The organism is Thermococcus kodakarensis KOD1 (genome assembly GCF_000009965.1).
Lineage (GTDB): Archaea > Methanobacteriota_B > Thermococci > Thermococcales > Thermococcaceae > Thermococcus > Thermococcus kodakarensis.
Window position 1 is genome coordinate 1,479,853 of sequence record NC_006624.1, and the last position, 16,593, is coordinate 1,496,445.

The 16,593-nt window shown below is 51.6% G+C and carries 18 protein-coding genes and 2 tRNA genes; 6 read left to right on the plus strand and 14 right to left on the minus strand.

Annotated elements, in window-relative coordinates:
- Window positions 1-46 precede the first annotated feature (46 nt).
- Window positions 47-832, plus strand: a complete 786-nt coding sequence (locus tag TK_RS08410) for a 4-phosphopantoate--beta-alanine ligase (protein ID WP_011250637.1) — start codon at window positions 47-49, stop codon at window positions 830-832.
- 86 nt (window positions 833-918) lie between these two features.
- On the opposite strand, the gene TK_RS08415 is transcribed toward TK_RS08410, so the two are convergent.
- From TK_RS08415 to TK_RS08430, 4 genes are all read right to left on the minus strand, one after another.
- Window positions 919-1,740, minus strand: a complete 822-nt coding sequence (locus TK_RS08415) for a cysteine synthase family protein (protein ID WP_011250638.1) — start codon at window positions 1,738-1,740, stop codon at window positions 919-921.
- 267 nt (window positions 1,741-2,007) lie between these two features.
- Complete coding sequence (locus TK_RS08420; protein ID WP_011250639.1) at window positions 2,008-2,739, minus strand: helix-turn-helix domain-containing protein; 732 nt, start codon at window positions 2,737-2,739, stop codon at window positions 2,008-2,010.
- A gap of 1,065 nt (window positions 2,740-3,804) precedes the next feature.
- Window positions 3,805-3,882 (minus strand) — tRNA-Ile (locus TK_RS08425).
- Between the two features lie 13 nt (window positions 3,883-3,895).
- Window positions 3,896-3,973: transfer RNA gene (locus TK_RS08430), tRNA-Glu, on the minus strand.
- Between the two features lie 407 nt (window positions 3,974-4,380).
- On the opposite strand from TK_RS08430, the gene TK_RS08435 reads away from it, so the two are divergent.
- On the plus strand, window positions 4,381-6,372 hold the full coding sequence (locus tag TK_RS08435; RefSeq protein ID WP_011250640.1) for a S8 family serine peptidase: 1,992 nt from the start codon (window positions 4,381-4,383) through the stop codon (window positions 6,370-6,372).
- A gap of 43 nt (window positions 6,373-6,415) precedes the next feature.
- Entirely contained in the window at window positions 6,416-8,170 is a 1,755-nt protein-coding gene (locus TK_RS08440; RefSeq protein WP_011250641.1) for a membrane protein, read from the plus strand.
- Window positions 8,171-8,211: 41 nt separating this feature from the next.
- On the opposite strand, the gene bpsA is transcribed toward TK_RS08440, so the two are convergent.
- Window positions 8,212-9,267: a N(4)-bis(aminopropyl)spermidine synthase gene (gene bpsA, locus TK_RS08445; RefSeq protein WP_011250642.1), complete on the minus strand. Its 1,056-nt coding sequence runs from the start codon at window positions 9,265-9,267 to the stop codon at window positions 8,212-8,214.
- A gap of 108 nt (window positions 9,268-9,375) precedes the next feature.
- On the opposite strand from bpsA, the gene TK_RS08450 reads away from it, so the two are divergent.
- From TK_RS08450 to TK_RS08460, 3 genes are all read left to right on the plus strand, one after another.
- Window positions 9,376-10,116 (plus strand): ATPase, encoded by a 741-nt coding sequence (locus tag TK_RS08450; RefSeq protein ID WP_011250643.1) that lies wholly within the window; start codon window positions 9,376-9,378, stop codon window positions 10,114-10,116.
- A 62-nt stretch (window positions 10,117-10,178) separates the two neighbouring features.
- Entirely contained in the window at window positions 10,179-10,712 is a 534-nt protein-coding gene (locus tag TK_RS08455) for a metal-sulfur cluster assembly factor (RefSeq protein ID WP_011250644.1), read from the plus strand.
- Between the two features lie 142 nt (window positions 10,713-10,854).
- Window positions 10,855-11,046, plus strand: a complete 192-nt coding sequence (locus TK_RS08460) for a ferredoxin (protein WP_011250645.1) — start codon at window positions 10,855-10,857, stop codon at window positions 11,044-11,046.
- 134 nt (window positions 11,047-11,180) lie between these two features.
- Here the strand turns inward: TK_RS08460 and TK_RS08465 are convergent, their stop codons facing one another.
- Genes TK_RS08465 through TK_RS08505 form a run of 9 tightly spaced genes read right to left on the minus strand, consistent with a single transcriptional unit; the run spans window position 11,181 to window position 16,583 of the window.
- A complete protein-coding gene (locus TK_RS08465; RefSeq protein WP_011250646.1) occupies window positions 11,181-11,354 on the minus strand; it encodes a 30S ribosomal protein S27ae in 174 nt (57 codons plus the stop codon).
- Between the two features lie 10 nt (window positions 11,355-11,364).
- On the minus strand, window positions 11,365-11,661 hold the full coding sequence (locus TK_RS08470) for a 30S ribosomal protein S24e (RefSeq protein WP_011250647.1): 297 nt from the start codon (window positions 11,659-11,661) through the stop codon (window positions 11,365-11,367).
- A complete protein-coding gene (locus TK_RS08475) occupies window positions 11,651-12,178 on the minus strand; it encodes a GTP-dependent dephospho-CoA kinase (RefSeq protein ID WP_048053746.1) in 528 nt (175 codons plus the stop codon). The genes TK_RS08470 and TK_RS08475 overlap by 11 nt, the downstream gene beginning before the upstream one ends.
- Window positions 12,179-12,180: 2 nt before the next feature.
- A complete protein-coding gene (gene spt4, locus TK_RS08480) occupies window positions 12,181-12,384 on the minus strand; it encodes a transcription elongation factor subunit Spt4 (protein WP_011250649.1) in 204 nt (67 codons plus the stop codon).
- Window positions 12,385-12,386: 2 nt separating this feature from the next.
- Window positions 12,387-12,959, minus strand: coding sequence for a DNA-directed RNA polymerase (locus TK_RS08485; RefSeq protein WP_011250650.1), 573 nt, complete (start codon window positions 12,957-12,959; stop codon window positions 12,387-12,389).
- A 36-nt stretch (window positions 12,960-12,995) separates the two neighbouring features.
- Window positions 12,996-13,532, minus strand: a complete 537-nt coding sequence (locus TK_RS08490; RefSeq protein ID WP_011250651.1) for an inorganic diphosphatase — start codon at window positions 13,530-13,532, stop codon at window positions 12,996-12,998.
- Window positions 13,533-13,589: 57 nt separating this feature from the next.
- A complete protein-coding gene (locus TK_RS08495; RefSeq protein ID WP_011250652.1) occupies window positions 13,590-14,552 on the minus strand; it encodes a DUF5305 family protein in 963 nt (320 codons plus the stop codon).
- Between the two features lie 19 nt (window positions 14,553-14,571).
- The gene (locus tag TK_RS08500) at window positions 14,572-15,519 is read right to left on the minus strand and encodes a COG1470 family protein (RefSeq protein WP_011250653.1); all 948 of its coding nucleotides are present in this window, start codon (window positions 15,517-15,519) and stop codon (window positions 14,572-14,574) included.
- Window positions 15,516-16,583 carry a signal peptidase I gene (locus TK_RS08505; RefSeq protein WP_011250654.1) on the minus strand — a complete coding sequence of 356 codons (1,068 nt, stop codon included), beginning with the start codon at window positions 16,581-16,583 and terminating at the stop codon, window positions 15,516-15,518. The genes TK_RS08500 and TK_RS08505 overlap by 4 nt, the downstream gene beginning before the upstream one ends.
- Between the last annotated feature and the right edge of the window lie 10 nt (window positions 16,584-16,593).

Sequence of the window (16,593 nt, forward strand, 5' to 3'; positions counted from 1 at the left end):
GGCAATACTTTTTAGTTAGTTCAGCAAACTGTGAGCAGGTGATAGTATGGTGAACATCCCGAAGAGTCACCCACGCTACTGGAGCCTCTACTACCGCGAAAAGATAATCGAAGGAATGGAGAAGGGAATGACTGCCAAAGCTGGACTAATAGCCCACGGACGTGGAGAGGCCTTCGACTACCTGATCGGTGAGAGGACGATAGAACCAGCTGAGAGGGCCATGAGAGCTGCCGTTGCGAAGTTCCTTCTGGCTGAGCATCCAGTAATCTCAGTGAACGGAAACGTTGCTGCCCTCGTTCCAAAGGAAACGATAGAGCTGGCAAAGGCCCTCAACGCGAAGCTTGAGATAAACCTCTTCTACCGCACGGAGGAGAGGGTTAGGACCATAGCAGAGGAGCTTAGGAAGTACGACCCGGAGATAGAGATACTCGGCATCAACCCGACGAAGAGAATCCCCGGCCTTGAGCACGAGCGCGGGAAGGTCGATGAAAACGGCATCTGGAAAGCCGACGTTGTTCTTGTCCCGCTCGAAGACGGCGACAGGACGGAAGCGCTTGTGAGGATGGGCAAGTTCGTCGTTACCGTTGACCTGAACCCTCTCTCGCGGAGCGCCAGGATGGCCGACATAACGATAGTAGACAACATTGTAAGGGCTTATCCAAGAATGGTAGAGCTCGCGAGGGAGATGAAGGACTACAGCAGGGAAGAACTCCTCAAGATTGTCGGGGAATACGACAACGGCAAAACCCTCAGCGACGTGCTGCTCCACATAAGGGACAGGCTAACGAGGCTGGCTGAGGAGGGGATATGGAGGAGAAAGGAGCTTGAGTGAAGCCTTTCCTTTTGTTACCTTTTTGTTGTCAGCCTTAAAAACAAAGAGAACCCCTCAAGAAGGGATAAGGGAAGATTAAAAAAGATTCACTGGCATTCACGTAGGTATTTCTCAAACACCTCAACGTACTTAAACGCGTCATCTGGAAGTATCAGGATCGCCGTTCCGGGATACCTGTCCCTGACCTTCTCAAGGGCACTGACTACGGCACCAGAGCTGAGGCCTATTAAGATGCCTTCCCTCCTAGCCACCTGGATGGAGCCCTCAATCGCTTCCCTCTGTGTTACCTCGACGACCTCATCAATGCCAGCGTCAAAAAACCACTTAGGCCTTGTTTCGAGCCGTTTTATGCCCGGAATCTTCTCGTTCTTAGCTGGAACCACCCCAATGACTTTCGTGTCGTAGCGCTCCTTGAAGTACTTTGCAATACCCGCTATGTGTCCAGATGTTCCGACTCCAGCGACTATTACGTCAGGGCTTACTCCTATGCTCCTGAGCTGTTCGTCTATCTCCCTCGCGGTGTACCTGTAGTGGGCCTCAAAGTTGTCGTCGTTCTCGAACTGGTTCAGGTTCACTGCCCCAGCTTTCTCCGCCTCATCCCTGACGAATTCAATCATTTCCCTGTCAATTACCTCGAAGTCCGTCTTCACGACCTCTGCCCCGAGGACTTTCAGAAGGGTTACTGTCGCGTCTGGAGTCGGCTTCGGCAGATAGGCCCTGAATTCAACGTTAAAAATGTTCGATATCGCTGCCATTGCTATTCCAACGTTTCCAGAAGTTGCCTCGAAAAGCCGCCTGGTGCCGTTAATGTCCCCGCGCTTCAGAGCCTTCATAACGAGGTTAAAAACAGCCCTGTCCTTTATGCTCCTGCTGAAGGGGTTAAAGAATTCCAGCTTGGCAAAAGACATCCCCCCTCTCGTCCGAAAGGGAAAGCCTGAGCAGGGGGGTCGGTTTGTACTTCTCGAAGAGTTCTATTGGGCTGTTAAAGACGTTCATCTGGAACCACCGAACCTGTTTAAAATACTTGCATTATAAATGTTTTGTTTTCGACCATATTACACAATAATGAGTAAGCCGTGGACATTCATATGGATGTGGATAAACCGCCCATTGAAATATAGAAGCGGGGGTATGCCCTCTCAACGTTAGGGTGGTTGCTAAATTTAAAAAAGCTGTCAAAACTCCTTTTCAGTTTTTTCAACGAGCTTTCTGAGGCCGTTGATTAGTTCATTCTCGTTTGAGGCCTTGGAGACGACGAGGGGTATCCTTTCACGTTCAGCAAGCTTGACCGCTAGCTCGTCTAACCTCTTGACGCCGTGCAGCACTATCACAGCTGGCTTAAGCCCCTGAACGCGGACTGCTATCATGGGGCTTCTGCCCGTGGTCACCTTTGTAAACACCAGTGCCCTCTCAGTAGTCCATCCGTAGAGCTTAAGAAATTCCTCGCTGCTCATCTCAAGGATCGCCCGTATGCTGTCAACCACCGTGTAACCGTAAATCTTTCTGTCGAGAAGGTCATGGTTTGCCGCAACCTCGCCCTTGACGGCCTCAACAACGGCTCTTATCGGAACGGGGACCGCAAACTCGCGAATATCGAGAATAGCATCCGTCGGAAGTTCGCCCTCGATGGTCTTGCTGAAGGCTCTTATGACGTTCCCGCCCCTTTTCTCATCAATTTCAATGAGGGCCTCAACGAACTTTCTTATCGTTGAAGCACCGGGACTTTTTCTCCTCCCACCCTCATAATCGCTGATGACGGAGGATGAGACTCCAAGGTAATCCGCAAGCTCGGTCTGGCTTATCCCAAATATCTCGCGCCACTTTCTCATGGTCTTACCGGGGTCAGAAGAAAGTGTTATCTCTCCCGCGATCCTCTTGGCAAGGGCTTCCTTTTCTTTCTCCAGCATAATCGTTGCTAACTCTAAAATATTATAAGTCTTTCGGCAATTGCAGAAAGAGGTTAGTGCCCAGTTGATACAACAAGAGGGAAAGATAAACCATTTTGGGCAATACCAACACAGAATTTAATGTTTAGCCTGCAACTAATCTCAAATCTGGGCTTACCTTTAAACTTCGCGAGAAAGTTTTTAGAAAAAGCTTGACCAAAGAAACTTTGCTGGGCAAAGTTTCATCAAAGTTTGTGATGCTTGACTAAAGGGCTGTTTTGATAGGATTTTCCTTATTGAATGCTGTCTTGGGTTGTGAATTCTATTCTTATTCGCTCGCTCTTTGTGAGTTTGCTTTTTAATTGACGCCCTACGGGCGTCAAAGTGAGAGAAACTCCTTTTTAGCTAGCATGTTTGAAGAATTCACTTATTTTTTAGTTTGTTTATCGCGAAAATCCTGTAGAAGTGCAATTCTAAGAAGAACCACGAGCCTTGATCAAACTCAATGGGACTGTCGTCCCATGCGTTGAAGCAGAGCTTCAACGTCGCGCAGGAAGCTTTTAGACAAAAGCTTGACCAAAAGTGCGCCCTTCTTCTCGAACTTGCTCTTCGATGAGTATATGCTTGCTCAGAAAGCAAGTTCGCTTGGGTTTACTCCCAAAATCTCTCGTTAATTGTAATTTCGAACTTTCTTTTTAGCGCTCAAAGAGCGCTATACTGTGAGGAAATCCTGTAAATCTAGCAACTCGGTAAGTAAACCCACTCAAAAGCCAGCTCATTAAAAACGCATACTACTCTTCCGCCATCCTTCAAGGACGCTTGAACGACAGTGAAAGCGGCGCTGAAGCTTTTAGAAAAAGCTTCACCAAAAAGTTTGAATGTCCTCGAGAATTGGCTTGATTCGGATTCTATTCTCTTAGTAGGTGGCCAAATAAATGCGGGTTTTCTTCTTTTTAACGCTCTTCGAGCGTTATATCGTGAGTAAACCCCTTGAAAACCGCTGATTGATGACTGAGAATCACTGGAAAACAGGAAGCTCAAAAGGACATTCTACTTTTGATGAAACTTTGCCCAGCAAAGTTTCTGTGGTGGGCCCGCGGGGCTTCGAACCCCGGACCTCCCGCTTATCAGGCGGGCGCTCTGACCAGGCTGAGCCACGGGCCCGCGAGAAAGGTTTTGGTGCCCCGGCCGGGATTTGAACCCGGGTCGCGGGATCGAGAGTCCCGCATGATTGACCGGGCTACACCACCGGGGCGCGTCCGAGATTAGAGCAGAGGGAGGGTTTATAAACTTTTCGGCTCTCTGTGCCCCAGGTTGCCGCCGTACTTGATGCACTCTTATGTTCTTTAACTTGGTGTTCCGATTTGAATATTTTAATTTAACTTTACTTTATGCCATTTTGTATTTGTTCGCCTCAGATTCCCAATATTGGCAATAACTGTTACTAAATGTCATGTATTTTAAAACAAATAAGTCAGTTCCCGCCGTTGAAAATTATTAACAACGCTATCTCACATAACTTATGTTAAGGAGTATGCAAAATTTTGGATGTTCTCTTTTGAATTTTGATTAATACACAATGTTGCGCAAGACTTATAATTGAAGACCCAATACATCCCTGGATGCCCATATGGGGGCATCCGAGAATATGGAGGTGTCACAATGAAGAAGTTTGGAGCGGTAGTGCTGGCCCTGTTCCTTGTTGGTCTTATGGCTGGCAGTGTCCTTGCAGCCCCCCAGAAGCCGGCAGTTCGCAATGTTTCCCAGCAGAAGAACTATGGTCTTCTCACCCCTGGACTCTTCAAGAAAGTCCAGAGAATGAGCTGGGATCAGGAAGTTAGCACGATAATAATGTTCGACAATCAGGCCGACAAGGAGAAGGCCGTTGAAATACTGGACTTCCTTGGAGCCAAGATCAAATACAACTACCACATTATCCCCGCCCTCGCAGTCAAGATAAAGGTTAAGGATCTTCTTATAATCGCCGGCCTTATGGACACCGGCTACTTTGGAAACGCACAGCTCTCAGGTGTCCAGTTCATCCAGGAGGACTACGTGGTCAAGGTCGCCGTTGAGACCGAGGGTCTCGACGAGTCCGCTGCCCAGGTTATGGCCACCAACATGTGGAACCTCGGCTACGACGGTTCCGGAATAACCATCGGTATCATCGACACCGGTATTGACGCCTCCCACCCCGATCTCCAGGGCAAGGTTATCGGATGGGTTGACTTCGTCAACGGAAAGACAACTCCCTACGACGACAACGGCCACGGAACCCACGTCGCTTCGATAGCCGCCGGAACCGGTGCGGCAAGCAACGGCAAGTACAAGGGTATGGCCCCAGGCGCCAAGCTCGTTGGCATTAAGGTTCTCAACGGTCAGGGAAGCGGAAGCATCTCAGACATCATCAACGGTGTTGACTGGGCTGTCCAGAACAAGGACAAGTACGGAATAAAGGTCATTAACCTCTCCCTTGGCTCAAGCCAGAGCTCCGACGGTACCGACTCCCTCAGCCAGGCCGTCAACAACGCCTGGGACGCCGGACTTGTCGTCGTTGTGGCTGCTGGAAACAGTGGGCCGAACAAGTACACAGTGGGCTCACCGGCAGCGGCCAGCAAGGTCATCACCGTCGGTGCGGTTGACAAGTACGACGTCATAACCGACTTCTCAAGCCGCGGCCCAACAGCCGACAACAGGCTCAAGCCAGAGGTCGTTGCTCCGGGCAACTGGATCATCGCTGCCCGCGCCAGCGGAACCAGCATGGGACAGCCGATAAACGATTACTACACCGCCGCTCCAGGAACCTCGATGGCCACTCCACACGTCGCTGGTATAGCCGCCCTTCTCCTCCAGGCCCACCCGAGCTGGACTCCCGACAAGGTCAAGACGGCCCTCATCGAGACCGCCGACATAGTAAAGCCCGACGAGATAGCCGACATCGCCTACGGTGCAGGTAGGGTCAACGCCTATAAGGCTGCCTACTACGACAACTATGCAAAGCTCACCTTCACTGGATACGTCTCAAACAAGGGAAGCCAGAGCCACCAGTTCACGATAAGCGGTGCTGGATTCGTCACGGCAACCCTCTACTGGGACAACAGCGGAAGCGACCTCGACCTCTACCTCTACGACCCGAACGGCAACCAGGTTGACTACTCCTACACCGCCTACTACGGCTTCGAAAAGGTCGGCTACTACAACCCGACAGCAGGAACCTGGACGATAAAGGTCGTCAGCTACAGCGGTTCGGCAAACTACCAGGTTGACGTCGTCAGCGACGGGAGCCTCGGCCAGCCCAGCGGTGGCGGAAGCGAGCCGAGCCCGAGCCCCTCACCAGAGCCGACCGTTGACGAGAAGACCTTCACTGGAACAGTCCACGACTACTATGATAAGAGCGACACATTCACCATGACCGTCAACAGCGGCGCCACCAAGATCACCGGCGACCTCTACTTCGACACCAGCTACCATGACCTCGACCTCTACCTCTACGACCCGAACCAGAACCTCGTTGACCGCTCCGAGAGCTCCAACAGCTACGAGCACGTCGAGTACAACAACCCAGCTCCAGGAACCTGGTACTTCCTCGTCTACGCCTACGATACCTATGGCTACGCAGACTACCAACTCGACGCCAAGGTTTACTACGGGTGAAGTCTTTTAACCCTCTCTTCTTTTCTTCCTTGAGGTGGTTGGAATGAGAAGGGTTCTCGCTACTATACTCATTGTGGGCTTTATGCTCTCTCTCATCTCCTCACCCGTTCTTGTCTCGGCTGAAATCAGGCCGTACGTTTACGAGCCTACAGTTCCGGACACGGCCTTTGCTGTTCTCGCCCTCTACAAGACAGGCGATTACGACAGAGTTCTGGAAGGCTGTGAGTGGCTCATGGCCATTAGGACGCCCTTTGACTCCTGGGGCTACGCTTACAGCGAGGAGCACGAGGCCAAATACACAGCTATGGCAATAATGGCACTCATCAGAGGAGAGAGCATAGCCAACGGCAGGTATAAGGATGTTATCAACAGTGCTGCATATTGGCTCATATACAAGCAGAAGGCCGACGGCTCCTGGGACGACTACCTTGATGCCGCTATGGCTGCCATAGCCCTGAAGGAGCTCCTGGGAAGCAAATACGTTGAAGAGAACATGACGGGACTTGAAGACCAGCTCAGGGAAGGTTTGAACAGAGCACTTGGCTGGCTTCAGATTAATGAACCAGAAAACGACGTGGAGAGAATATTCCGTGACATTGCGCTGGAGGATAAAGATGACCTTGAGAAGCTTAATGTTGAGGGTGAGCTGAAGGCCTACAAAGCCTTTGCACTCGCTTACCTCGGAGAAAAGGTCTCACTGGAAGGGAACTTCTCATCGCCGATGGCCGTTGCGATGGCGCTTTACGCGACAGGAGATGAAAAGTACAGGGAAGAGCTCCTCGATATGGAACACTTCGGCTTCTGGGGAAGGCTCCACTACCGCGTCCTCGACCTGCTCGACGTCTCCCAGATCAGCGGCTTTGAAGAGCTCAGAGAAATTGCCTGCCCATACCTCGAAAAAATCCCCGCCACTGAAGAGTGGCAGAAAGCGGTTTATGCCCACTACTTTGTCCTCTGCTCAAAAGAGCCGGAGCTCCCTGAGAACTACAGCTCTCTCCTTCCCTGGCAGGTAGCGGAAGTTGCGAGGATAAAGGCCCTCCTCGGAAAGCCCTACGACGATGCAGTTGAGTACCTTCTCTCCAGCCCGAATAACGGAACCTGGAAGGACTTTTACAACACCGCCTACGTCGTCTGGGTGCTCAAGAGCCTCAACGTTTCCTACGACTACGAAAAGTCTCTTCACTACCTTTCGGCTAATCTCACGTGGATGCTGAGCGAAAAGAATTCAAAGACAGGAGATCCTGTTTACTACTCGATACCGACTTACTACTTCTCGCAGGCAGCCATAGTTTTCAGCCAGTTTGGAATGAAAGATGAGCTGAACAAGACTCTCGAAGTCCTGAAGGAAAGACAGTATCCCAACGGAGCTTTTGCTTACACCCACCAGTCGGTGACGGGTATAACAACAACAGCCAGAGTTGTCTGGAACCTTGAGGTGGCGGGATTGACTGACACTGAAATTTACAGAAAGGGTGTGGCTTTCCTGAGAGATATGCTCTACGCGGAAATTCCAGAGGTAAAGCCGGAGATGGCCAATACCACTTTCCTTAGGGTAGATGAGGGGAAATACGTCGGCAACACCACGGGAAGAGTGAATCCAACTGGACTTGACGGGTACGTTGCGATTTACCCCCCAAAGAACCCCCTGATGATAAAGGCAGTTGCCGTGGAGGGCTTCAGGGCAGAGAGCCCGTGGAAGAACCGCGGACTTCAGCATGCTCTAGTAATCGTCGCGGTCGGGGTGCTTCTCGTTGCTATGTACGGCGTAGTCTGGTTTGAGAACAGGAAGAAGAGATGAAATTCTTTCTCTTTTTTAAATTTAAAATAAATCAGAAAGGCTCAGGTAGTCGAGCTCTCCTCGTCGTCGTAGAGCTCCTGACCGACGGTTATCTCGTCCTCGAAGCCCTTCGAGCCCTCAAGGGTCTGGATCCTGAACATGTAGCTCTTGTACCAGTTGTAGCTCGGCTTTACCTTTATCGGAAGGAGCCTCCAAGCCCTCGTCTCCTCGACGTAGCCCCAGTTGACGTACTCATTGAAGTTCCTGATGATGTCGGTAATGACGACGCCGAACTCGTTGAGGAGAACCCTCTGTATCTCCCTCCACTTGTCGAGGGAGCTCTCTCTTCTAGTTATTCCAAAGTAGCCGGCGCAACCTGGCCCCTTGAGGGTCGCTATGCCTCTTCCCACGAAAGCCCTGATGGCTTCAACCGTCTCGGGCGGGTCCGTGATAAAGGTGTCGAACTTGTGGAGCGCGTAGTCGGGGAGCGGCTTCCTGAGGTCGAAGGTGAATATCTCGATGTTCTCGTAGCCTATCTCGTCGGCGGCCTTCTCGATGAACTTCGTGAGCCTCTCGTCTATGTCGAGGACGGCTATCCTCTTCGGGAGACCGCTGAGCATCAAAGCGACGCTCGTGAGGTCATCGTCCCCGAGGACAAAGACCTCCTTGTTCTCAAGGTCGCCCCTGCTGTGCATAAGGGCAACTCTGGCGACGGTGGTCTCTGGAGTGACGTAGGCCTGGTCGAACTGGTGGGCCGGCTCGGGCCTGTCCCTGGTTATCTCCTTGAACTGCTCGAGAAGCTCGGAGAAGGCGTCTATCTCAACCGTCCTTCCCTGGCAGTGGGAGCAGGTGTAGTCAGCCCTGGGGCCGATTCCATACTTCTCCACCAGCTCCTTGCCCTTCCTCGTGAGGATCACCTGGTTGTTCTCAAAGGCCACGTAGCCGAGCTCGTAGAGGGCAGTAACGACAGCAACGACGAGCGGAAGCGGCTCCTCGCTGAGGTCAACGATCCTCCAGACGTCACCGCTGGCCTGAATGGCGCTCAGAACATTCTCTATCGTCCTCTCGTAAACGGGAATGGTCGTCTTCTCCTTGACCCTCTCAATTATCTCCCTCATATCTCACACCTCCAGAAGGATTCTTGGTTCGTAAAAGAACCTTGTGGAGGCCCCTTTTAAGGGTTTTCCCGCCGGCAGATTTTAAAGCTCATTCCTGAATTTAACCCCATGCTGAAGCCGGTTGGAGAGGACTTCGTGAAAAGGTACCGCCTAGAGTACAACCTTGAGGCGCTTAAAAGGGTTAGAAGAGACATCGGAGAGATTGCCCATACTCGTTTGAGAGCCCTGATAGAGTACCGCTTGAGCGGGAAGGACTTCGACCGCTCTCCGACGGGAGCAAAAGTGGCCGTAGCGTTCTCAGGAGGATCTGACAGCACTGCCACGCTGAAGGTGCTTCGCTGGGCCGGTTTTGATGCGATCCCCATAACGGTTAAACTCCCCCAGATGGGAGAAAAGACCCTCGAAAAAGCCCGGAACTATGGGGCTGTTTTCATCGAAATTCCGGAATATTTGGATATCATACGGCCCCAGATTGAAAAAGGTGCCCCGATCTGCGGCAGATGTCACGCTCTTGTAATGAGTGCAGTTGAGGGATATGCCAGAAAATCCGGAATAAAAATCGTTGCCTCCGGGGACATGCTCAGTTCCGGCTTGATCTCTATCTACCAAAAAGAGGACCTTGTAATTCTCAACCTTCCAGCGTTTCTGGCGCTGGACAAGGCTGAAATTATCGAGATAATTGGTGGGGACTACGATCTCAAATTCGGCTGTCCCCTTCTCTGGGAGCTGTTTAGAAAAGCTCCTTCAACCAAGAGGCTTTCCATCCAGAGGGTTCTGAGGGAGACGAGGGCAAGGGCTTTGAGGCCCGGGATGGCCAGGGAACTGATACTCGACATCCTCTCCCGCTGAGTACACATTCCTGTCCCAAAAGGTTTAAATGTGTATTCTCTGAGGCTCTTCAGGTGGTGTTAATGGTCACGAAAGAAGAAGTTGAGAAGGTCGTTAAGTCCATAGTTGATGAGAAGTTCATCCGCTCAATCGATGTCGATGAGAAGGGGAACGTTACAGTCACACTGGCGAAGGACACTCCCGACATTGACAACGTCCTGATAAAGCTCCACTCCGAAATTGGAAAGCTGGAAGGAGTCGGCTTAATCACAGTAAACCGCGAGAGAGAAATCAAGGAAGCCGACGAGAACGTTCAGCTCACTGAGGAAATGGTCCTTGAGAAGCTTAAGGAAGTAATCGACCCCGAAATTGGGCTTGATGTCGTCAACCTTGGGCTAATCTATGACCTTAAGGTCAACCCTGACAACACGGTTTACGTCAAAATGACGATGACGACTCCAGGCTGTCCACTTACAATGTGGCTCCTTCGCGCCGTTGAGGACAAGATACTGGAGATTCCTGGGGTTAAGGACGCTGAAATCGAGCTCACCTTCGATCCGCCATGGACGCCCGACAGGATAAGCCCCGAGTACAAGAAGAAGCTGGGTCTCTTTTGACCCATCTGGTCTTTTTTTGTTCACTGAGAGACTTTTTTAGGGCCGTTTATTCTGTTTTACACCCATTTGAGAGTCTCCGCGGTTCTCTCCGCCTACGAAAACTTTATATCCCCTCCAGTTCATTTAACCACGGTGATGTCCCATGGCTTGGAAGGTAAGTGTTGATGTCGACACCTGCATTGGAGATGCCATCTGTGCTAGCCTCTGCCCGGACGTCTTTGAGATGGGCGACGACGGCAAGGCCCACCCGGTAGTTGAGACCACCGACCTTGACTGCGCCCAGGAGGCCGCCGAGGCCTGCCCGGTCGGCGCTATAACCCTCGAAGAGGCCTGAACTGGTTTCTTCTGTTCTTCTTTCCTTGTTGTTATAAGGGTCATTGATTAAGTGCTTCGTAGGGATGGACTTCTTAGAAATCTTGAATCAAAAGAATCTCTGATATAAGTTAAGAATCAAGAAGAAAAGAGAGCTCACTTCTTCCACTCGGTATAACCACATCTTCCACAGGACCAGCGGTCCTTGTGGTTGGCCATAAAGACTCCCGGCCCGCAGCGCGGGCAGAACTTGTTCTTCCTAACGACCTTACCACCCTTGACTTCGTAGAGCTTCCACTTCTGGCTGGTCTTCTTCTTACCCTTGGCCATCTACACCACCTCACTCCTCCTGCTTCTGGACAAGGCCGTCCCTAACGAGGATGTACTCGGGCTCGATGTAGAGCATCCTCTCCCTCGTCTCGTAGGCCTTGGCGTAGCCCTTGCTGACGTTGCTTCCGAAGTAGCTCCTGATGTACTGAATAACGGTAGTGTTCGGGTCGAGGTCGAGCATCGCGACGAGCTTACCCTTCACCGCTTCCCTGCTCGGGGTAGGCTCGCCCTCATGAAGGACGTCGAAGTATATCTCCTTCCTTCCCAGGAGCTTGTTCTCCCTTATCTCGGTAACCTTAATCTCCATCACGAACCACCTCCATACTCGCGAGTATCTTGGCACACCTGCGCTTGCATTCGGGTGTTACCTTTATAAGCACTACCCCTTCATCGGGCTGGCCGTACAGGACGAGCGTTCCGAGTGGGGCGTACAAGACGGCCGGGATCGCCGCCAAGTCCTCCTCCCCGCTGACCAGGATGTGGACGTTTCTCCCCCTTTCAGCCAGCCCGAAGGCCTTCCTGACGGTGTCTAATAAAGCTTTCGTTATAGTTCCAGGGGGGTTTGTTACGGTCAGAAAAACGGCGGTGTCCTCAATCTCGGGGGAGTATTCTTTTCTCTTCGTCTTGAGATCGTAAAGGGCAATTATTGGTTTGACGCCGATCTTGAGGACGTTCTCCGTGACGACATCCCCAACAGTGACAACGGGGTGTTTCTCGAGCTCACCCCTAACCTTAAGGTAGGGTTCAGGAATCGGCCCCCTAACCAGTTCACCTAGGGGCCTCTTCAGCTCGTCCCTCAGTTCTCTAGTAAGCCTGAAGAACATTTTCACCTTACCCTGATGGCGTACTTGCCGGGAACCTTGGCGGCCTCTGGTATGCTCTCCCTGAGCTTCTTCGCTATCCTTGACTCGACATCTAGGACTATCACTAGGTCGAACCAGTCATCGCTGAGGTCCCTGCTGCCGCAGACGGGACAGCGGTCTTCAGTCGTTATGTAGTGGCAGTGCCTGCAGGCCCTCTCCTTGGCCATATTCACTCCCCCTTGGATTCTTCCTTAGCTTTTTTCTTCTCCTTCTCAATCCACTCGAACTTTCCAAGGCCAGGCTGGCGCATCGTCATGTTTATCTTGTTCTCCCTGATTACCCTGCTCTTGACGCTCACGCCGATTATCCTGGCCCTCACGTAGTCACCGAGCTTGAGAACCCTGTTGGTTTCTTTGCCAATGAACTGCCTGTTCTTCTCGTCGAAGACTACGTAGTCGTCCATGAGCTGGCTGATGTGGACGAGGCCGTCCATCGGGCCGATTCTTATGAAAGCACCGTAGGGCATCATCTCAACGACTTCGCCCTCGACGACCTCCTGGTTCCTCGGCTCCCAGACGAGAACGTTGAATATTGCCTCGTGATATGTAGCACCGTCGCCCGGAACGATGACCCCCTCGCTGATTTCCTCAACGTCGAGGATCGCCAGTACAACACCCTCGTCTCTGTCGTATATGCCCTCGTAGGTCTCCCTGAGGACTATCTTCGCGGCTTCCTTTGGGTCCATCGTGAACATCCTGGGTGGAATCCTCACGACGTCCTTAACTTTCAGGAGCTTGTACATGCCTCAACCTCCTTCAGAAGGGAAAAGGAGAAGGAATCACTCCTTCTTGCCGAACTTCTCCTTGTAGAGTTCGATGGCCCTGAGGATCTCTTTCTTGGCCTCCTCGGCGTTGCCCCAGCCCTCGACGGTGGTGGTCTTTCCTTGCAGCTCCTTGTACCTCTGGAAGAAGTGGGCTATCTCGTCGAGGAAGGCCTTTGGAACGTCATCTATGTCCTTCCAGTCCTTGAAGTACGGGTCCTCAACGGGAACGGCCAGAACCTTCCAGTCCTTGTCGCCGCTGTCCTCCATCTTCATTATGCCTATCGGCCTCGCCTCGACGATGGTGAGCGGATATACCGGCTCGCGCATGATGACCATGATGTCGAAGGGGTCGCCGTCGTCGTACCAGGTCTGCGGGATGATACCGTAGTCAACCGGGTAGAAGAACGGGCTGTAGAGGACCCTGTCGAGCTTCAGAAGACCTGTCTTCTTGTCAAGCTCGTACTTGTTCCTGCTCCCCTTCGGGATCTCTATAAGGGCGTAAACGACCTCTGGAACCTCCGGTCCGGGCTCAAGCTCGTGGAACGGGTTCATACCTAACCACCTCTAACCTTTTCTTAGAACTCCTAGCTTTGCTTTCCGGTTCTGCTTTTAAAGTTGTTGGTATTCGTAGACTGTGTCGCCGTCCGCTATCGAATAGACGTCGCCCTCATTACTGCCGTCGTGGACTATCGGCCTGTCCACAAGCTCAAAGACCCTCTTAAGGTCTTCGGGAGTTTTGAGTTCGACTTTTCGTGTTCCTTCAGGGGATTTGCCTTCAACTACATACTTCCTCAGTGAAGCAAGTTCGTCTTTGGGCTTCTTCTCTCTCTTTGAGTAGACAAAACCGAGCGGTGGAACCGCGAAGAGCAGGGCCATGGCGGGAAACACCTTTCTCGCAGTGGAGTCCTTAACGCTCGTCCCAACGAAGCCAACGCTGTTTTCAGTTATACTTACATTCCTCTCAACTTTCTGGTAGTCCTTGGTCGCTCCGTCAAGGCTCAGCATTCCTGAAGTGTCTTTTTTCAGCTGGATCTTCTGTGTGAATGGTTCACGTCCATTTATACTGACAGTAACAGTTAGATAAACTTCGTTCTCGGCCCTGTGCAGGTCAGTGCCTTCCCGTATCTTTTTGAGCTCTTCTCCAAGCGATGTCATGTTAAACTTCACTGGAACCGAGAATGAACCGGCGAAGTTCCCCGATGCTATCTCAGTCGTCCTGTTGAGCAGGTAAACTGGCTTCCTGTTCACCGAGACGTAGTAGTTTGAGTGCATCTCTATTTTATAACTGCCTGAAGCCCCAGGTGACGTTGAGTACCTGTATTCTCCTCTTATTACGTCGGTTATCCCCGAGGGATAATACTTCAGCGAGGTGCCGTTCTGGTAAACGGTCTCGTTCGAGAAGAGGGCGTAGTGCCTCAGTGAACCACCTTCAGAATAGGCGGTAGTGTAACTAACATCCCTGGTTGACACCGGCGTTGCGTAAGCTATAACCGAGTAAACACCAAAAAGAACCGCCAGTGAGAGTGAAATTCCAAGGCCCGCAATCAGGGCCTTCTTTTTATTTACCTTCATCTAAACCAACTCCAAATCTTCAATCGTCGTCTGAACAGGCGACGCTAACCTCTATTCCGTTGCTCCTTCCCGGGTAGCCGTCTATAGTTGCCCCGTCGTTGAGTGAGTAAGTGCCGCATGAGGTGAACTCCTGCTGGTTGCCGTTGTTAACCCTTGTGAATATCGTCACGTTGATGTGCTCGCTTCCTCCAGCCGGAACTAATACTTTCCACTTCATCTTGGTTGCAGGATGAGAGTTCCCGTTCTGTGAATTTCCGTTTCCATTGCCGTTTCCCTGGTTAGCGGCCCAGAAGCTGTACGTTCCCGAGCTCGCCGAGACTTCCGAGAGGCTGACGTTGAACTCAGCTGGTATGGTGTCCCTGACCGTTAGGTTCAGGTCGTTGTCAGTTGGGTTAGAGACTTCTATCTGGAACGTCCACTCCTGGTAAGTCTTCAAAGGTATGTCGCTCGTGTTTCCCGAGAGCAGAGTCTTCGTTATTCTCGGATCGTCGAGAACGGTAATCTTTACAGGGCAACTCTCAATCACCGCGCCCCCTCCGTCCCAGGTGGCGTAGATCGTGACCGGAACGTAGTACTCTCCAGGTGTGGCCGAGCTGGCCGCAACGTGTCCACCGAAGGTATGTGAGTCCCCAGGTGCTATGTCAACTGGTGTTCCCGTACCGCTCTCAACGTCCAGATACATTCCAGCTGGAACATAGCAATAAGCCGGTTCCAGAGTAATGCTCACGTACTCGTTTGTTATGAGCTGGTTCTCCAGCGTCATTACGTCGAAGTCCTTTCCTTCCCCATTCAGAACTATAACTGACGCAATCTCGCCGTCCGAACAGTTAAAGCCCACGTATTCGTCCTCGTGGGAGACGACCATTACGCTCGCCGCTCTGGACGATGAATATTCCCTGAAATTCCCGCTGGAGCCCACGATGAGGAAAGCCCCCATCAGGAAAACAAGAACTATAATTGCTTTCATAACCTACCATCTCCCGTTAGTTTGGATAAAATCTTCCCCTTTCTTATTGAGATCATCTCTCCCGAAATCCCGGAGATCCAGTAAAATGCAAGCATCAGTACCGAGAGTGGGATCAGGTACAGCACCAGCGGGAAGTACGGGCTGATTGAGTACGCCCAGTTTATCAGGCTGTAAGGCAACAGAGCCGGGTATGACCACACAGATACTTCTTCCCTGTAAATCCGGGTGTCCACCGGAACGGTCACGGTGAGGCTGAGGTTCTGGGCCTCTCCGCCCCCGAGACGGAAGCCGGTTGTTTTCAGCTCGACCCTACCACTGTCATCCTTGAAGAAGTAGTAGAACGGATAAACCGCGTGGTTCTCAACGCTGAGGTTCTTCTCAAAGGTTGTTCCGGGTAAGTGCCAACCATCAGTCTGTCCTCCGGCCAGGGTCGAGGAGTACGTAAACGCCAGCGTCCCCCATGATGCAATGATGACCGCCAGAAAACCCGAGATTATGAGGACTGAGACTATCCCGTAGAGTGTTTTTCCCTGAATTCTGATGAACCTCCGGCGTTTTGACCTTCTTCTGCTTCTCTCCTTTGAGCTTCCAGAGAAAGTGAGCAGGCCGCCGAGGATCACTATTATCACTATGGCATAGACGTTCGTCAGCCTTTTCCTGAGGTTCACTATGAAATCCCCACCGCCCCTGATCACCAGGGGATGGTTTGAAATCTGGACTACTTTTCCAGCAATATCAACATGCTCAACCTCGGGATACGCCCCATCCTGCTGGTCTGTAGCAACGTTGTGGTCCCCTTTGGTTATGTACTTTCCATCAACAATTGCATAAACCCTATGGACTGTCCAGCCATCTCTTCTGTGGAAGACTATAATATCCCCAACCTCAGCATTCCTTGAAAGGGGGTTTATGAAGAAGAGGTCGCCCTTGTTGATCGTGGGCGTCATGCTCTCAGAATAGGCATAAGATACTAGAATCGGCCTGTCAAGGATGAACCCCACCACTGAGGCTACGAGTATCATAAAAATTACGGCTGTAATAATGCCTTCGAGCAGTTTTTTCATCCTTAACATC

Excerpts from the sequence above, each read along its gene's own strand:
- TK_RS08455 (WP_011250644.1), top strand. The coding sequence starts at position 10,179 with ATGGTCACGAAAGAAGAAGTTGAGAAGGTCGTTAAGTCCATAGTTGAT.
- TK_RS08440 (WP_011250641.1), top strand. The coding sequence starts at position 6,416 with ATGAGAAGGGTTCTCGCTACTATACTCATTGTGGGCTTTATGCTCTCT.
- TK_RS08485 (WP_011250650.1), bottom strand. The coding sequence starts at position 12,959 with ATGTACAAGCTCCTGAAAGTTAAGGACGTCGTGAGGATTCCACCCAGG.
- TK_RS08450 (WP_011250643.1), top strand. The coding sequence starts at position 9,376 with ATGCTGAAGCCGGTTGGAGAGGACTTCGTGAAAAGGTACCGCCTAGAG.
- TK_RS08500 (WP_011250653.1), bottom strand. The coding sequence starts at position 15,519 with ATGAAAGCAATTATAGTTCTTGTTTTCCTGATGGGGGCTTTCCTCATC.
- TK_RS08420 (WP_011250639.1), bottom strand. The coding sequence starts at position 2,739 with ATGCTGGAGAAAGAAAAGGAAGCCCTTGCCAAGAGGATCGCGGGAGAG.
- TK_RS08415 (WP_011250638.1), bottom strand. The coding sequence starts at position 1,740 with ATGTCTTTTGCCAAGCTGGAATTCTTTAACCCCTTCAGCAGGAGCATA.
- TK_RS08470 (WP_011250647.1), bottom strand. The coding sequence starts at position 11,661 with ATGGAGATTAAGGTTACCGAGATAAGGGAGAACAAGCTCCTGGGAAGG.
- TK_RS08435 (WP_011250640.1), top strand. The coding sequence starts at position 4,381 with ATGAAGAAGTTTGGAGCGGTAGTGCTGGCCCTGTTCCTTGTTGGTCTT.
- TK_RS08495 (WP_011250652.1), bottom strand. The coding sequence starts at position 14,552 with ATGAAGGTAAATAAAAAGAAGGCCCTGATTGCGGGCCTTGGAATTTCA.
- TK_RS08505 (WP_011250654.1), bottom strand. The coding sequence starts at position 16,583 with ATGAAAAAACTGCTCGAAGGCATTATTACAGCCGTAATTTTTATGATA.
- TK_RS08490 (WP_011250651.1), bottom strand. The coding sequence starts at position 13,532 with ATGAACCCGTTCCACGAGCTTGAGCCCGGACCGGAGGTTCCAGAGGTC.
- TK_RS08465 (WP_011250646.1), bottom strand. The coding sequence starts at position 11,354 with ATGGCCAAGGGTAAGAAGAAGACCAGCCAGAAGTGGAAGCTCTACGAA.
- spt4 (WP_011250649.1), bottom strand. The coding sequence starts at position 12,384 with ATGGCCAAGGAGAGGGCCTGCAGGCACTGCCACTACATAACGACTGAA.
- TK_RS08475 (WP_048053746.1), bottom strand. The coding sequence starts at position 12,178 with ATGTTCTTCAGGCTTACTAGAGAACTGAGGGACGAGCTGAAGAGGCCC.
- TK_RS08410 (WP_011250637.1), top strand. The coding sequence starts at position 47 with ATGGTGAACATCCCGAAGAGTCACCCACGCTACTGGAGCCTCTACTAC.
- bpsA (WP_011250642.1), bottom strand. The coding sequence starts at position 9,267 with ATGAGGGAGATAATTGAGAGGGTCAAGGAGAAGACGACCATTCCCGTT.
- TK_RS08460 (WP_011250645.1), top strand. The coding sequence starts at position 10,855 with ATGGCTTGGAAGGTAAGTGTTGATGTCGACACCTGCATTGGAGATGCC.